This is a genomic window from Candidatus Pelagibacter bacterium nBUS_29, from assembly GCF_051200905.1.
Lineage (GTDB): Bacteria > Pseudomonadota > Alphaproteobacteria > Pelagibacterales > Pelagibacteraceae > Pelagibacter.
Genome location: NZ_CP172843.1, coordinates 22820 through 39418, shown reverse-complemented (window position 1 = coordinate 39418; position 16599 = coordinate 22820). Strand labels below are relative to the sequence as shown.

The following is a 16599-nucleotide window of genomic DNA, read 5'->3' as shown; positions in this document are numbered from 1 at the left end:
AACCTATATTAAGGCCTATAAAGGCTGAATTACCATAATCATTTGCTTACCATCAAATTTAGGATGCAATTCTACCTTGCCAATATCCTTCATGTCCTCTTTGATCTTGTCCATCAATTCTTTTCCTAAATGAGAGTGTTGTAATTCACGGCCTTTGAATCTAACGGTAAATTTTACTTTATCTCCCTTAGCTATAAATTTTTTTGCATTTTTAACCTTAAAATCATAATCATGAAGTCTCTGTAACAGGCCTCATTTTAATTTCTTTTAATAAAACAATTTTTTGTTTTTTCTTGGCAATATTTGCTTTCTTTTGGGCATCATATTTAAATTTACCCATATCCATAATTTTACAAACAGGCGGGTTTGCATTAGCTGCTATCTCTATTAAATCTAATCCCTGATTTTTTGCCATTGAGATTGCCTCATTAGTATTCATCACACCAAGGTTTTCACCATCACTTGCTATAACCTGAACATCAGGAGACGAGATTCTATTATTAGACCTAGGACCTCTATCTTTTGTTCTTCTTTGAAAATAATTTTGTTTAAAATCTGCCACTTAGTTTGAAGATGCTTTGTTTAAAGCAGAGAAAGTTTTTAAGAATAAATTTAAATCCATATTTTCTTGTTTGTTCGTGTCTAATCTTCTAATCGTTACCGAGTTAGAGTCAACTTCTTTTTTACCACAAATTAATAAAAGAGGTATTTTTGCTAATGAATGATCTCTTATTTTGTAATTTAAATTATGTTTTTTTAAATCAACGTTTGAACTCATCCCTGCTTGTTTAATTTTTTTTGACACTTCGATGGCATAATCATCAAATTCTTCTGATATTGGTATCACAACTGTTTGCAATGGGGAAATCCAAAAAGGAAACTTGCCCGCATAGTTTTCTATAAGAATACCTATAAATCTTTCTAAAGAACCAAATAGCGCTCGATGAAGCATAACAGGTACTTTTTTAGCTCCATCTTTGTCAACATAAGAAGCATCCAATCTACCAGGTAAGTTTAAATCGACTTGCAAAGTTCCACACTGCCAATCTCTACCTATTGCATCTCTTAATACAAATTCAATTTTTGGGCCATAAAATGCACCTTCACCCTTATTAATGCTATATTCCAACTTAGATGCTTTGACTGCTTCAAGTAAAGAAGCTTCTGCTTTATCCCAAACCTCATCTTCACCAACTCTTATATCTGGTCTATCTGCATATTTAAGAATTACATTTTCAAAACCTAAATCTTTATAAATATCTAAAATTAAATTAGTGACCTCTAAACATTCGCTTGTAATTTGATCCTCAGAGCAAAATATATGAGCATCATCTTGTGTAAATGCTCTTACTCTTAATAGGCCATGTAACGCTCCTGATGGTTCATAACGATGTACCTTTCCAAATTCTGTAATACGTAAAGGTAGATCTCTGTAACTTTTTAAACCTTGATTAAATACCTGAATATGTCCAGGACAATTCATAGGTTTAATTGCAAATACTTTTTCATCTGGTGTTTCTGATGTATACATATTTTCACCATACTTTTCCCAATGACCAGATTTTTCCCATAATTGTCTATCTAATATCTCTGGTGTATTAACTTCTTTGTAGCCCGCAACATCCTGCCTGGCTCTCATATAATTAATTAATTTTTGAAATAAAGCCCATCCTTTTTCATGCCAAAATACTGAACCAGGACTTTCTTCTCTAAAATGAAATAAATCCATTTCTTTTCCAAGTTTTCGGTGATCTCTTTTTTCAGCTTCTTCTATTCTTTTTAAATATTCATCTAAATCTTTCTGAGTTGCCCAACTTGTACCATATATTCTTTGCAACATTTCATTGTTAAAGTCGCCTCTCCAATAGGCTCCTGAAACTTTCGTAAGTTTAAAAAATTTTCCAATTTTACCAGTTGAAGAAAGATGTGGCCCCCTACAAAGATCATGCCAGTCTCCATGAAAATAAATAGACACATCTTCATTTTCTGGGATTGCTTGGATTAACACTGCTTTATAAGTTTCTCCTTTTTCTTTAAAATGTGAAATAGCTTTATTTCTCTCCCAAACTTCTCGTTTTGTGATTTCATTTCTATCCACAATTTCTTTCATCTTATTTTCAATTTTTTCTAAATCATCTTCAGTAAAAGGTTCTTTTCTTGCAAAATCATAGTAAAAACCATTCTCAATAACTGGCCCAATAGTAACTTGTGTTCCTGGAAATAATTCTTGTACTGCCATTGCTAATATATGTGCTGTATCGTGTCTTATGGTTTCTAGGCCCTCAGGATTTTTAGACGTAAAAATTTTAATAGAACAATCTTTTTCTATTAAAAAATCTAAATCTTTTAAATCACCATCAACACTTATAACCATGGCTTGTTTAGCAAGTGACTTACTAATTTTTTCAGCTACATCTAGACCTGTAACTTTGTCTGGAAATGTTAAATTATTTCCATCTGGTAATGTAATTATAGGCATTAATTTAATATTCTTTTATACTCTGAATAAGTAGAAAAGCACATTTTTTCAACATTAAATTTTTGAATTATGTTTTTTCTTCCTTCTTTACCAATCGATTGTAATGATGCCTCATCCATAGAAAGTACTTTTAAAATTTTTTTACTTAATGATTTCGCGTTGTTAGACTCAAATAAAAAACCAGTTTTTTCGTCAATTATAGTTTCATTAGACCCGCCAATATCACTTGCTAGTATTGGTTTTTCCATTGATTGAGCTTCAACAGCTACTCTTCCAAAAGCCTCCGGCTCAATTGATGCAGATATCACTATATCTGAAATTTTGTAAGCTAAAGCCATATCATTACAATGATCAATAAATTTTACCTGATTATTTAATCTATGTTGCTCTGTAAGTCTGATAAGTTTTTTTTTATATAAATCTCTACCTTGATCACTTCCAAGTATTACAGCATAAAAAGCCTCATACCCAAGTTCGATATTAACTAAATTAACTGCTTCTATAAAAACTTCTTGTCCTTTCCATCCTGTTAGCCTTCCAGGCAAGAGAATTATCTTTTTATCTTTTTCAATTTGCCATTTTTTTAATAATTTTTTTTCATCACTATCTAGTTTGGTAGTTGGATCAAAATAATCAACGTTGATACCTCTAAAAATAACTAAAAGTTTTTTTTTAGCATCAAAATATTTTGTATAATTTTCTTTTATATGAGAAAAAATAAAATTAGATCCTGCTATAATTAAATCTGACCTAACCATCACAGAATTATAAAATTTTTTAATTTTACTGTTAAAATTATAGGTCCCATGAAATGTGGTAACAAATTTTCTGCCAGTAATTTTTGCTGCTAACAAACATGACCAAGCAGGAGCCCTACTTCTAGCGTGCACAATTGAAATATTGTTAATTAATATCACACCAATTAAAGCTAAAAAATTTATAAATATAATTAATGGATTTTTACTATGAACAGGAAGTTTTATTATTTTTACTTTTTTTTTATCAATAAATTTAAGAAGTTCTCCACCACTAGTTACAATATAAGATCCACAATCATTTTCTGGTAAATAATGAGCAATGTCATAACAGCCTGTCTCAGCTCCTCCATAACCTAATTTTGGTATGACTTGTAAAACTTTTAAATTAGATGACATTTGATATGATTATATAATATTAGATTAAACATATAAACGATTATGACTCATTTCAAATATCACAAAGTTTCAAAAAGTAAGAAAATAAGATTTATTTGTAACATTCATAAAGGTGCCCCTTTTATTGTTTTTTTACATGGTTTTATGTCTGATTTAGAGGGAAAAAAACCTAATGCTTTTTTAAAATTTGCTAAGCAAAATAAACTAAGTTTTTTAGCACTTGAATATTCAGGACATGGAAAGTCATCAGGAAAATTTATAAATGGCAATATTACTAAATGGAGCAATGAAACATCTGCTCTTATTAAAAAATTTGTTAAAAAGAATGACTTTATTATTATTGGTTCAAGCATGGGTGCGTGGTTAGCCCTTAAACAGTTTCAAAAATTTAAAAATCAAATAAAAGGATTTTTAGGCATTGGTTCTGCGCCTGAATTTTTAGAAAATTTGATGTGGAAAAAATTCACAAAAAAAATGAAGTCCGAAACTATTCAAAAAGGAATTTTACAATTAAAACATGGCAACTATGAATATCCAATTACTCTTCAATTGATAAAAGATGGCAGAAAAAATAAGGTTTTAAACAAAAAAATAAATTCCAAAATAAATGTTACTATGGTTCACGGTCAAAAAGATGAAGTAGTGCCGGTTTCTTATTCAAGAAAAGTTTTAAAAATATTTCAAAAAGCAAAAAAAAAATTAGTAATTATTAATGATGGTGATCACAGTTTATCAAGTCAAAAGTGGCTTAAAACAATAATTAAAGAACTTAAATTGATTATTTAACTAACTTCTTTAATAGCTGGTTTGAGGCTAATTGGATTACTTAACTTGTCTAACATTTCTTTTGGACAAACTTGAACAAAATTCTTTAACTCCTCATTATAATTCTCAATTAACAACTTTGATAAATTAGACCCTGTTTCGTCAAAATGCTCTTTGATTAAATCTTTAAGATATGTTTTCCAATAATCTGTTTCTACATTTTGCCACACAACAGACTCTTTGTTTACCTTTTTTTCAAATTCTCTTGATTTGTCATAAATGAATGCCATACCTCCTGTCATTCCAGCTGCAAAATTATCACCCACATCACCTAAAATTATTACTGTTCCACCTGTCATATATTCGCAGCCATTTGAGTCACATCCTTCAATTACAGTAGTCGCTCCAGAATTTCGAACAGCAAATCTTTCTCCCGCTTGTCCAGCTGCAAATAATTTTCCTGAAGTTGCACCATATAAAACTGTATTACCTATAATGGTGTTTTCATTTGAAATTAAATTACTTTCATCAGACAATTTGATAGAAATTGTTGCACCAGACAATCCCTTACCCACATAATCATTAGCATCTCCTTTAAGAACAAGTTTTAAGCCTTTTGCTGAAAAAGCACCAAATGACTGACCTGCTGATCCTTTGAAATTTAATACTAAAAAGTTTTCATTTAGTTTTTCATATCCATATTTTTTATAAAGATGATGAGATATTCTTGTTCCAACAGCTCTATTAGTATTTTTAATAATGTATTCTTTTTCAAACTTTCCAGAATTATCTAAAGTTTTTTCAATCTCTGGCCAAATTTCTTGATCAAGTGTATCTGGTACATGATTTATTTCCTGATTTTCACAATATCTTTTATTATTACCATTATCTGCCTGTACAAAAAGTGGGTTCAGATCTAAATCATCAAGATTTGGAGAAGCTTTACTGACCTGCATTAAAAGATCTGTTCTACCAATTATATCATTCAATGATTTAAAGCCTATTTTTGCTAAAATTTCTCTTACTTCAGATGCAATAAAAGTAAATAAGTTAACTACTTTATCTGGAGTACCTGTAAATTTTTCTCTAAGTTTATCATCTTGAGTACAAACGCCAACTGGGCATGTATTTGAGTGACACTGTCTAACCATAATGCAGCCCATCGCAACTAAAGCAGTGGTTGCCACTCCGTATTCTTCGGCTCCCATCATCGCTGCAATAACAACATCTCTTCCTGTTTTAATACCACCATCAGTTCTAAGAGTAACTTTGTGTCTTAGGTTGTTTAAAGTTAAAACTTGATTGGCCTCTGTTAAGCCCATTTCCCATGGTATTCCAACATACTTAACACTAGTTTGTGGTGTTGCACCAGTACCACCATTGTGTCCTGATATTAATATTATATCAGCTTTCGCTTTAGCAACACCAGCAGCAATAGTTCCTACACCTGATGAAGCAACAAGTTTAACTCCAATTCTTGCTTTAGGGTTTATTTGTTTTAAATCATAAATAAGTTGAGCAAGATCTTCTATAGAATAAATATCATGATGTGGCGGAGGAGATATTAAAGTAACTCCAGGTGTTGAATGTCTTAGTTTTGCAATCTCATCTGTAACTTTAAACCCTGGTAATTGCCCACCTTCTCCTGGTTTTGCTCCTTGAGCTATTTTAATTTCAATTTCATTACAATTATTTAGGTAGTTTACAGTGACGCCAAATCTTGCTGAAGCTATTTGTTTTACTCTAGAATTTGCACTATCTCCATTTTCTAATACTTTAAACCTGCTCTCATCTTCTCCACCTTCGCCACTACATGAGGCACCTTTAATTCTATTCATTCCAGTTGCAAGCGTTTCATGCGCTTCCTTTGAGAGGGCTCCATGTGACATGCTTCCACTTCCAAATCTTTTAAGAATATTTTGTATAGGCTCAACCTCTGAAATTTCTATCGGTCCTTTCAATTTTTTTGATCTAAAATCAATTAAATCTCTCAAATTTATTGGCGGCAAATTATATATTCCATCAGCATATCTCTTGTATGCTTCATAAGAGTTAGATCCTACAGCACTTTGTAATAAATGAATTAATTTTCCTTGATACTGATGTGTCTCACCATTTTTACGGTATCTATATATTCCACCTATTGGTAAAATAGTTTCAGAACTTTCAAATGCTTCTTTGTGAATAGATCTAATTTTTTTTTCTATTCCTGTTAATCCAATCCCAGATATTTTAGATACAACACCTGGAAAATAATCAGCAACAATTGTTCTGCTTAATCCAACAGTTTCAAAATTACATCCTCCTCTATAAGAGCTTAAAACAGAAATTCCCATTTTAGACATAATCTTTAAGAGACCAGCATTCACTGATTTGATGTATCTCTCCACACATTCATCAAAGCTAAATTTTCCAAAAAGTTTTTTTTCGTGTCTTTGATACAAACTATCAAAAGCAAGATATGGATTTACTGTGGTTGCTCCTACACCAATTAAAGTAGCAAATGAGTGTGTATCTAAAGCTTCTCCAGATTGGACGTTTATGGAAACATATCCTCTTAATTTTTTTTCTATTAAGAATGAATTGATTGCTCCTACGCATAAAAGCATAGGAATAGGCAAATTAGTTTCTGATAATCCTTTATCACTTAAAATTAATTGAGTAACACCCTGTCTTACAGCTATCTCTGCATCTTTTTGAACTTGTTTTATTGCCTCAAATAAAGACTGATTTTTAGAAAAAGTACAATCTATGACTAACGAATTTTTACCAAAAAAATTAATAAATTTGTCAAATTGAGAGTTTGATAAAATTGGACTATTTAAAACATAAATATTTTGCTTAGTTAAATTATCAAAGTCCAGAATATTACCTAAATTTCCAAACCTTGTTTTTAAACTCATAACCTTATTTTCTCTTAATGAATCAATTGGAGGATTTGTTACCTGGCTAAAATTTTGTCTAAAGAAATGGTAAAGAGGTCTGTATTTATCTGACAATACAGCAAGTGGGGTATCATCACCCATAGAACCTATTGCTTCTTTTGCATCTTCAGCCATCGGGTGCAAAATAAGCTCTAAATCTTCTAGGCTAATTCCAAATGTATATTGTCTTCTTCTTAAATCATCTCCAGAAAATGAATGTTTTTCTCCAGAAATAGTAATTTTTTCATCTAAATCAATAATTTGAGAGTTAAAATGTTTATATTCCTTGGCCAAATAATCTTTAATTTTACTATTAGTAAATACTTTTCCTTTTTCAATTCTAACTCCAATTATTTCTCCAGGACCTAATCTTCCCTTAGTTAAAATTTTCTTTTCATTAAGTTCAATCATTCCTGTTTCTGAACCTGCAAATAATAAATTATCTTTAGTAATTGCATATCTCAATGGTCTCAATCCATTTCTGTCATTTGCAGCAATTACCCACTCATTATCCGTACCAGCAATAGCTGCAGGCCCATCCCAAGGTTCCATAGTGCTGTTTAGAAAATTAAACAATTGCTGATGATCTTTAGATAAAGTTTTATTTTTTTTAGACCAAGCATCTGGCACTAACATTAATTTTGCTAAAGGTGCTGGCTGACCTGAAATATTTAATAATTCAAAAACATTATCTAATGCCGCTGAGTCTGATGCACCTTGTTGAATTACTGGTTTTAAATTTTCTATGTCGTCAAACAATGGACTATTCATTTCTTGCTCATGAACTTTCATCCAATTTTTATTACCACGATATGTATTGATTTCTCCATTATGGGCAATAGCTCTAAAAGGTTGAGCTAAATTCCAGCTTGGTGCAGTGTTTGTAGAAAATCTTTGGTGAAAAATTGCATATCTTGAGATAAATCTTTCATCTTTTAAGTCTAAGAAAAAATCTGAAATAGCCTCTGCTAAAAACATTCCCTTATAAATGATTGATTTTGAACTGAGAGAACAAATATAAAAATTATTTAAAGAAATTTGAAATGCTTTATTTTCAATTATTCTTCTTGTTTCATAAATCTTTCTTTCAAGATCTTTGTTTAATAATTCTGGGTTGTTAGACTTAAAAAGCACTTGAATAATTTCAGGCATTGTTTGAAATGCTTTTTCACCTAAAACCTTTGGATTAACTGGAACCTGTCTCCAACCATAAATACTAAAATTGTTTTTTGTTAATTCGCTTTCAACTATTGTTTTGCAACTCTCTTGTGCTGCATAGTCATTTCTTGGTAAGAAAATCATTCCAACGCATATTTCTGAATTATCGTAGGAGTGACCGGTAACTTCTATTTTTTCTATAAAGAAATCTTTAGGTATTTCTACATGAATTCCTGCACCATCACCTGTTTTTCCATCAGCATCAACTGCTCCTCTGTGCCAAACTGCTTTTAAAGCTTCAATTCCATACTCAACAACTTTACGTGATTTCTTTCCTTCAGTAGATGCAATTAAACCAACACCACAAGCATCGTGCTCCATCTCCTCAGAATAAACATGGTTTTTCTTTAATAATTCAAAATTTTTTTTATAACTTTTCATTAAGCTACTTTTGATTGTTTTGAATGCTTATTTTCTAAGTGCTTTTTAATTGAAGTGGCTGCATCTCTTCCATCTTTAATCGCCCAGACAACTAAAGATGCGCCTCTAACTATGTCACCTGCAGCAAAAACCCCACTCAAATTTGTTTCCATTGTATCAAAATCAGTTTTCACAGTTCCCCATTTTGTTACTTGTAGTTCACTTGAGTCAAATAAAGTTGGCAAATCCTCAGGATCAAAACCTAGGGCTTTAATAACCATATCAGCCTTTACCTCAAAATCTGAGTCTTGTTGAACTTTTGGTTTTCTTCTTCCACTTTCGTCAGGTTCACCTAATTTTATCTGATCAACTATTAATTTTTCAACTTTGTTGGTTCCTCTAAATTCCTTGGGACTTGATAACCAGACAAACTCAACACCTTCTTCTTCAGCATTAGCTACTTCTCTTGCTGATCCAGGCATATTTTCTTTATCTCTTCTATATAAACATTTAACAGATTTAGCTTTTTGTCTTATTGATGTTCTTACACAGTCCATCGCTGTATCACCACCACCAATTACAACAATATCTTTTCCTTCTGCGTTTAAAATTCCTTTATCAAATAATTCTACTTTATCACCCAATCCTTTTTTATTTGATGCCATTAAAAAATCCATTGCAGGAAAAATATTATTTAAATCATTACCTGGAAGTTCTACCTCTCGAGCTTTGTAAACTCCAGTTGCTATTAAAATAGCATCATGTTTTTTTCTCAATTGTTCTAAGCTTGCATCTTTTCCTACTTCAAAATTTTGAATAAACTCAATTCCTCCATCTCTTAAAAGTTTAGTTCTTCTCTCAACAACTTCTTTTTCAAGTTTAAAATTTGGAATTCCATAAATCAATAATCCTCCAGCTCTGTCATATCTGTCATAAACTGTAATTTTATATCCACTTTTTCTCAATTCCTCAGCAGCTGCTAAACCAGCTGGACCAGCTCCAATTATTCCAACACTCTCATTTTTTTCATTAGAAATATTTATAGGTTTTACCCAACCTTGTTCCCACGCATTGTCAGTAATATATTTTTCCATTGAACCAATTGTTACTGTTCCATGACCAGATTGCTCAATTACACAATTACCTTCGCACAATCTATCTTGTGGACATATTCTTCCACAAACTTCTGGCATATTGTTTGTACTTTGAGACAGTTCATAAGCTTCCTGAAGTCTTCCTTCCGCAGTAAGTTTAAGCCAATCTGGAATATTATTACTTAATGGACAATGAACCTGACAAAAAGGAACTCCACACTGAGAACATCTACTTGATTGTTCTTTTGCTTGACCGCTAATAAACTCATCATAAATCTCATTAAAGTCTTTTTTTCTGACATCACTCTCTCTTTTAGGTGGAGTTTGTTGACCTATTTTTACAAATTTTAGCATTTTATCAGTCATAAATTATTTTAGTTCTGGCAAGTTATATGTTGTTTTTATTAATTAAAGTAAAAAATAGGTCAGTTGTTATGACCTTATTAACTTATATAACTTTGAAAATTATAGTATTTTTAACATTTGCATAGCTAATATGTCTAAATCGAATTGTTTTAAATAAATATTTTTTAAGTTAGTTAGATAAAATGTTTCAAAACATAATAGAAGTTTTAATACTCTCAGCTATTCAGGGTATATCAGAGTTTTTACCCATAAGTTCATCAGCACATTTAATATTAGTTTCAAGTTTGTATGAATTTAAATCTAGCTCATTATTAATAGATATCAGCCTCCATCTGGGGTCTTTATTTGCAATTATCTATTATTTCAAAAAGGATTTAATGGATATTAAAAATAATAAGAGACTTTTAAGCCTTATTATTGTGGGATCAATTCCATTAATTATTGTTGGATATATTTTGTATTCAACAGGTATTATTTATGAATTAAGAAATGTTAAAGTCATTGCATGGTCAACTTTAATTTTTGGAATTGTTTTATATGTGGCAGATAAAAATCGTTTTGATAAAAAAATATCTTCAAACTTAAATCTTCAGTCAATTTTGTTTATAAGTATTTTTCAAATTCTTTCATTAATACCTGGGGTTAGTAGGGCAGGTATAACCATTACTGCTGCAAGGATTTTAAGATTTAATAGATTGGACTCTAGCAAAATATCATTTTTACTTTCTATCCCAGCTTTAAGTGGTGCGAGTTTTTTAGGGTTAAAAGATATATTTTCTCAATCAGTTGAATTTAGTTATTTAGCAATTATTGCAATATTGACTTCATTTATTTTTTCTTTTTTAACAGTAAAGTTTTTTCTAATTTATATAAATAAATTTTCGATGAATGCTTTTGTAATTTATAGAGTTATCATAGCATTAATTTTATTTGCTGTGATTTATTAAGAATATTTTTTTTTAACTAAAGGTAGTAGTTGAGACAATAAAACACCACAAAGAATAAAAAAGCAGCCAAGTAAATTATTAATATCTAAAATTTGATTTAAAATATACCAAGCTGCAATAGTTGCGAATACTCCTTCTAAAGAAAAGATTATAGCTGCAGGGGCAGGGGTTATATTTTTTTGAGCATAGATTTGTAAAACAAAAGCAAAACCTCCTGATAAAATACCAGCATATAAGATAGAGTTTATTTCTTTTATAATTTCAATATAAATAAACTCTTCGTAGAAAAGTCCTATTGCAAAAGAAAATACAGAAACAATAAGAGTTTGAATAGCACCAAGGGTTAAAGGAAGATCATACTTTTTAACAATTATTCCTGTGAATATAATATGAGTACTCCAAAATAAAGCTCCAAGAATTACTAGGCTATCTCCAAGTCTTACTGTTGCATCATAAAAATTTGTCAATAAATAACCTCCAATTAAACACAAAATAACAGATGGCCAAACACTCCAATGAATTGATTTTTTTTTAAATATAAAAATTATAATTGGAACCATCGGAACATAAAAAATTGTGAAAAATGCAGCGTTTGCAACATCTGTATAAAGAAGTGCAACTTGTTGTAATGCAGAACCCAAAAACAATGACAAACCAATTAAAATTGAAAGATTAATGAAAGATTTAATGTCAGATTTAAACTCTGACTTAAATTTTTTTAACTCAAATAACAAAACTAACGGCGTGATAGCTAGGAAACCAATAAAAAATCTAACTGCATTAAATGTGAATGGCCCAATGTTGTCCATACCTGTATCTTGAGCAATAAATGTTGTGCCCCAAATAAAAGTACATAACAAGGCACTTAATAATGAAGTAGTTTTTGACATGACTTATATTAGACAGCTAGTTTGTAGGCAAAATTTTTACCTAAATTTTCTTTTAAGTCATTATTAAATCGTGCTGCCTCAGCACCATCTATAATTCTATGATCATAAGATAAAGAGATTGGCAACATTATTCTTGTTTCAAATTTTCCATTAATAAAAATTTGCTTTTTTTGCGATTTACCCACTCCTAAGATTGCGACCTCTGGGTAATTTATAATTGGAGTAAAAAATGATCCACCTATTCCACCTAAACTTGTAATAGTCATAGATCCGCCAAATAATTCTTTTTTATCGATTTTGAGATTTCTACAAAGTTCACTAACTTCTTTTAATTCATTGCTGAGTAATGAAATTTTTTTGTTATTAGCATTTCTGATTTTAGGAACCATTAAACCATTTGGTGTATCGACAGCAATCCCAATATGAAAATATTTTTTTAATGTCATTTTTCCAGTATCAATTTCATCAATAGAGGAATTAAAACTTGGGAATTTTTTTAAAGATGCGACTAATGCTTTAATTATAAATGCTAAAGGAGTAATTTTAATTTTTTCTCCAGTATACATATTGGTCAGAGAACTTCTGAAGTTTTCCATTTCTGTTATATCTGCCTCATCATGATTTGTAACATGAGGTATGGTTGTCCATGAATTAGTTAAATAGGTTGAGGATAATTTCTTTACTCTTGGAATATCTTTAATTTCAATTTCTCCAAAATCAGAATGCTCAAATTCATTTTTAATTTTACTTGACTTATTTTCTTTAACTTCATCAATATTTTTAGGTTTAGAAGAAACAAATTTTTTAATATCGTCCTCAATAACTCTTCCATCTTTTTCACTTCCCACAACTTGACTAATATCTACTCCAAGTTCTCTTGCAAATTTTCGAGCTTTTGGACTTGCATAGGAAATATCGTTGGATGTATTTCTATTTTGAATTTTTGTAGTTTGTTCTATTTCAGGTTTAATTACTTTAATTCTTTTAAATTCTTTTTCAATTTCTGGTTTTTTTTCAGCTACTTGGATTATTTGTGACTTGCTATCTAAAGTTAATATCAAATCACCTTCTGAAATTTTATCTCCTACTTTTATTTTTAAATTTTTAATTTTTCCCTCAAAGTTAGAAGGGATCTCTACGCTAGATTTGTCACTTTCAATCGTTATCAAGGGATCGTTTTTTTTAATTATTTGGTCTTCTGAAACTAAGACCTCTATTACTTCAACATCTTTAAAATCTCCAATATTTGGTACTTTAACTTCAGTTTCTGACATTATAATTTGGTTGGCATTGGTTTTTCACCATCAATATTATATTTCTTTATTGCTTCTTCTGCATATTTTGAGGCTATCAACTGCTCTTTAGCCAAAACACTTAAACTATAAGCAACCAAGTGCTCTTTATCTACCTCAAAAAACTTTCTTAAATTTTTTCTAGTATCACTTCTACCAAAACCATCTGTTCCTAGAGAGTAAAAACTTTTGTTAGTATATGGTCTTATTTGATCTGAATTCATTCTCATATAATCTGATGCTGCCATTATTGGACCTTCAGATTTTCCTAGACATTTTTCAACAAATGAAGTTTTTTGTTCTTTGTCAGGATTTAAAAGATTATATCTCTCAACCTCCATTCCATCTCTTCTTAATTCATTAAAACTTGTCACACTCCAAATTTCACTATCAATTTGATAATCATTTTGAAGCACTTCGGCTGCAGCTATCATCTCACGAAGAATAGTGCCTGATCCTAAAAGTTGGATTTTTGTCTTCTTAAACTTATTAAATTCTTTAATCTTATACATTCCTTTAAGAATACCTTCTTCACAATTTTTATCTTTTGGCATTTCAGGATGAGAATAATTTTCATTCATTGTAGTAATATAATAAAAAACATTTTCCTTCTTCTCATGCATTCTTCTTAGACCTTCTCGAAAAATTACAGCTAGTTCATAATGAAAAGTTGGGTCATAAGTTACACAATTTGGTATTGTAGAGGCTATTAAATGACTGTGTCCATCTTGGTGTTGAAGTCCTTCTCCAGCTAAAGTTGTTCTCCCAGCAGTAGCACCAATTAAAAATCCTCTTGCTTGACTATCGCCTGCAGCCCACGCAAGATCACCTATTCTTTGAAAACCAAACATAGAATAAAAAATATAAATTGGTATCATTTCTATATCATGATTTGTATATGCTGTAGCAGCTGCAATCCAAGATGACATCGCTCCAGCTTCGTTAATTCCTTCTTCTAATACTTGGCCACTTTTATCTTCACGATAAGAACTTAACTGTGCAGCATCTTCTGGTTCATATTTTTGTCCCTCGTGTGCATATATTCCAATTTTTTGGAAAAAACCTTCCATTCCGAATGTTCTTGCTTCATCAGGGATGATTGGAACTAATCTTGGTGAAATATTTTTATCTCTTAGTAAATTAGTAAACATTCTTACCATTGCCATTGTTGTTGACATCTCTTTTTCACCAGTTGAAACTTTCATAAAATCAAAAATATCTTTTGATGGTGCTTTAATTGGTTTTGCATAAGTTGTTCTTTCAGGTAAATAGCCACCTAAATTCAACCTTCTTTCTTTTAAGTATTTAATTTCTGGTGATTTTTCATCTGGTTTAAAATATTCGATATTTCTAACTTGTTCATCTGTTAGAGGAACATCAAAACGATCTCTGTAATACAACAAATCATCTACATCTAATTTTTTTGTTTGGTGAGTAGTATTTACACTTTCGCCTGTCTTACCCATTCCATATCCCTTAATAGTTTTGGCAATAATAACTGTCGGGCTTCCTTGGTTTTTTGTGGCTTTATCATAGGCAGCGAATACCTTATGAGGGTCGTGACCACCTCTATTTAATCTCCAAATATCTTTATCTGATAAGCTTGAAACTAATTCTTGTGTTTCTGGATATTTACCAAAAAACTTTTCTCTTACATAAGCACCATCTCTAGCTTTCATCGCTTGATATTCGCCATCTACTGTTTCATTCATTATTTTAACTAAATGACCTGTTTTATCATTTGCTATCAACGAGTCCCAATACGAACCCCATATTACTTTTATTACATTCCAACCAGCTCCACGAAAACTGCCCTCTAATTCTTGAATAATTTTTCCATTTCCTCGTACAGGTCCATCAAGTCTTTGTAGATTGCAATTAATCACAAATATTAAATTATCTAGTTTTTCTCTAGCAGCTAATCCTATTGCACCCATAGACTCTGGTTCATCCATTTCTCCGTCACCTAAAAAGGCCCAAACTTTTCGACCTTCATCTTTTATAAGACCTCTATTAATAAGATATTTCATGTATCTTGCCTGATAAATTGCAAGCATAGGACCAAGACCCATTGAGACAGTTGGAAATTGCCAAAACTTAGGCATCAACCATGGATGAGGATATGAGGAAAGTCCACCAGAATTAACTTCTTGTCTAAAACTATCCAATTGTTTTTCGTTTAGTCTTCCCTCTAAAAATGCTCTAGAATATACTCCTGGAGCACTATGTCCTTGAAAATAAACTAAATCTCCACCAAATTTATTATTTTTTGCTCTCCAAAAATGATTCATTCCAACATCATATAATGTAGCAGCCGATGCAAATGTTCCTATGTGTCCACCAAGTTCTGGGAACTTTTTGTTTGCTCTTACAACCATTGCGGCTGCATTCCATCTTATTAAAGACCTAATTCTTCTTTCAATATTTTGGTCTCCATTTGATTTAACCTCTGCTTCTGGTGGGATTGTATTTATATATGGTGTATTTTGCGTATAAGGAATGTTTGCTCCTTCACGATATGCTTTATTAATTAATTCTTTAATTAAAAAATGAGCTCTTTGATTTCCGTCTTTTGAAATTACTTCCGACAAAGATTCTAACCAATCTTGAGTTTCTAAAGGATCAATATCATTTCCATTAGTTACTTGAATAATTGATTGTTCTTTTTTTTGAGTTGGTTGTTTAGAAACCACAATCTCTTCCTCTTTCTTAGTCATAGCTACTTCGGCTTGTTTTATGATGCTTTCAGTGTCTTTTGGGATTGGAGCAGTTTGTTTATTTTCACCTGATGAAACAATGTTTAAGATTAAACTTCCCTTTGAAACTTTATCTCCTACTTTAACTTCAACTGTCTCTATTTTACCTGAGACTGTTGACGGAATTTCAACACTCGATTTGTCACTTTCGATCGTAATTACTGGATCATTTATATTTAGTTGATCTCCTTGTTTTACAAGAACCTCTATAACTTCAACTTCGTCAAAATCTCCAATATCAGGGACAAGTAATTTTTCACTCATTATTTTTAATGTTTTATATACCTAAAAAAAATTTATTGATTTTTATTTTAGCACATTAATTAGGGTTTTTTTGAGAACATGTATTTTAAT

Annotated in this window: 9 protein-coding genes and 1 pseudogene; 2 read left to right on the top strand and 8 right to left on the bottom strand. The window is 30.8% G+C overall.

Annotated elements, in window-relative coordinates; all coding sequences use genetic code 11:
• Window positions 1-15: 15 nt before the first annotated feature.
• From infC to ACIJYA_RS00160, 3 genes and pseudogenes are all read right to left on the bottom strand, one after another.
• Window positions 16-562, bottom strand: a pseudogene (gene infC, locus ACIJYA_RS00170) (translation initiation factor IF-3).
• Window positions 563-2479: a threonine--tRNA ligase gene (gene thrS, locus ACIJYA_RS00165; protein WP_435088482.1), complete on the bottom strand. Its 1917-nt coding sequence runs from the start codon at window positions 2477-2479 to the stop codon at window positions 563-565. It lies immediately after the preceding pseudogene.
• Entirely contained in the window at window positions 2479-3633 is a 1155-nt protein-coding gene (locus tag ACIJYA_RS00160) for a glycosyltransferase family 4 protein (protein ID WP_435088481.1), read from the bottom strand. The genes thrS and ACIJYA_RS00160 overlap by 1 nt, the downstream gene beginning before the upstream one ends.
• Window positions 3634-3675: 42 nt before the next feature.
• Here ACIJYA_RS00160 and ACIJYA_RS00155 point away from each other — a divergent pair, with 42 nt between their 5' ends.
• Window positions 3676-4419, top strand: coding sequence for an alpha/beta hydrolase (locus ACIJYA_RS00155; protein WP_435088480.1), 744 nt, complete (start codon window positions 3676-3678; stop codon window positions 4417-4419).
• Here the strand turns inward: ACIJYA_RS00155 and gltB are convergent.
• Together gltB and ACIJYA_RS00145 are read right to left on the bottom strand one after the other, a co-directional pair.
• Window positions 4416-8921: a glutamate synthase large subunit gene (gene gltB, locus ACIJYA_RS00150; protein WP_435088479.1), complete on the bottom strand. Its 4506-nt coding sequence runs from the start codon at window positions 8919-8921 to the stop codon at window positions 4416-4418. The genes ACIJYA_RS00155 and gltB overlap by 4 nt on opposite strands.
• Window positions 8921-10360 (bottom strand): NAD(P)-dependent oxidoreductase, encoded by a 1440-nt coding sequence (locus ACIJYA_RS00145; RefSeq protein ID WP_435088478.1) that lies wholly within the window; start codon window positions 10358-10360, stop codon window positions 8921-8923. The genes gltB and ACIJYA_RS00145 overlap by 1 nt, the downstream gene beginning before the upstream one ends.
• A 182-nt stretch (window positions 10361-10542) precedes the next feature.
• Here ACIJYA_RS00145 and ACIJYA_RS00140 point away from each other — a divergent pair, with 182 nt between their 5' ends.
• Window positions 10543-11307 carry an undecaprenyl-diphosphate phosphatase gene (locus ACIJYA_RS00140; RefSeq protein WP_435088477.1) on the top strand — a complete coding sequence of 255 codons (765 nt, stop codon included), beginning with the start codon at window positions 10543-10545 and terminating at the stop codon, window positions 11305-11307.
• On the opposite strand, the gene ACIJYA_RS00135 is transcribed toward ACIJYA_RS00140, so the two are convergent.
• From ACIJYA_RS00135 to aceE, 3 genes are read right to left on the bottom strand one after another with little or no spacing between them, the layout of a single operon-like run.
• Window positions 11304-12197 (bottom strand): DMT family transporter, encoded by an 894-nt coding sequence (locus tag ACIJYA_RS00135; protein WP_435088476.1) that lies wholly within the window; start codon window positions 12195-12197, stop codon window positions 11304-11306. The two genes, ACIJYA_RS00140 and ACIJYA_RS00135, sit on opposite strands and share 4 nt — an antisense overlap.
• Before the next feature lie 8 nt (window positions 12198-12205).
• Window positions 12206-13471 (bottom strand): 2-oxo acid dehydrogenase subunit E2, encoded by a 1266-nt coding sequence (locus ACIJYA_RS00130; RefSeq protein ID WP_435088475.1) that lies wholly within the window; start codon window positions 13469-13471, stop codon window positions 12206-12208.
• On the bottom strand, window positions 13471-16509 hold the full coding sequence (gene aceE, locus ACIJYA_RS00125) for a pyruvate dehydrogenase (acetyl-transferring), homodimeric type (protein ID WP_435088474.1): 3039 nt from the start codon (window positions 16507-16509) through the stop codon (window positions 13471-13473). The genes ACIJYA_RS00130 and aceE overlap by 1 nt, the downstream gene beginning before the upstream one ends.
• Window positions 16510-16599: the final 90 nt, after the last annotated feature.

What these genes read in the sequence shown, in the direction of transcription:
- thrS (WP_435088482.1), bottom strand. Translation starts at nt 2,479, where the DNA reads ATGCCTATAATTACATTACCAGATGGAAATAATTTAACATTTCCAGAC.
- ACIJYA_RS00160 (WP_435088481.1), bottom strand. Translation starts at nt 3,633, where the DNA reads ATGTCATCTAATTTAAAAGTTTTACAAGTCATACCAAAATTAGGTTAT.
- ACIJYA_RS00155 (WP_435088480.1), top strand. Translation starts at nt 3,676, where the DNA reads ATGACTCATTTCAAATATCACAAAGTTTCAAAAAGTAAGAAAATAAGA.
- gltB (WP_435088479.1), bottom strand. Translation starts at nt 8,921, where the DNA reads ATGAAAAGTTATAAAAAAAATTTTGAATTATTAAAGAAAAACCATGTT.
- ACIJYA_RS00145 (WP_435088478.1), bottom strand. Translation starts at nt 10,360, where the DNA reads ATGACTGATAAAATGCTAAAATTTGTAAAAATAGGTCAACAAACTCCA.
- ACIJYA_RS00140 (WP_435088477.1), top strand. Translation starts at nt 10,543, where the DNA reads ATGTTTCAAAACATAATAGAAGTTTTAATACTCTCAGCTATTCAGGGT.
- ACIJYA_RS00135 (WP_435088476.1), bottom strand. Translation starts at nt 12,197, where the DNA reads ATGTCAAAAACTACTTCATTATTAAGTGCCTTGTTATGTACTTTTATT.
- ACIJYA_RS00130 (WP_435088475.1), bottom strand. Translation starts at nt 13,471, where the DNA reads ATGTCAGAAACTGAAGTTAAAGTACCAAATATTGGAGATTTTAAAGAT.
- aceE (WP_435088474.1), bottom strand. Translation starts at nt 16,509, where the DNA reads ATGAGTGAAAAATTACTTGTCCCTGATATTGGAGATTTTGACGAAGTT.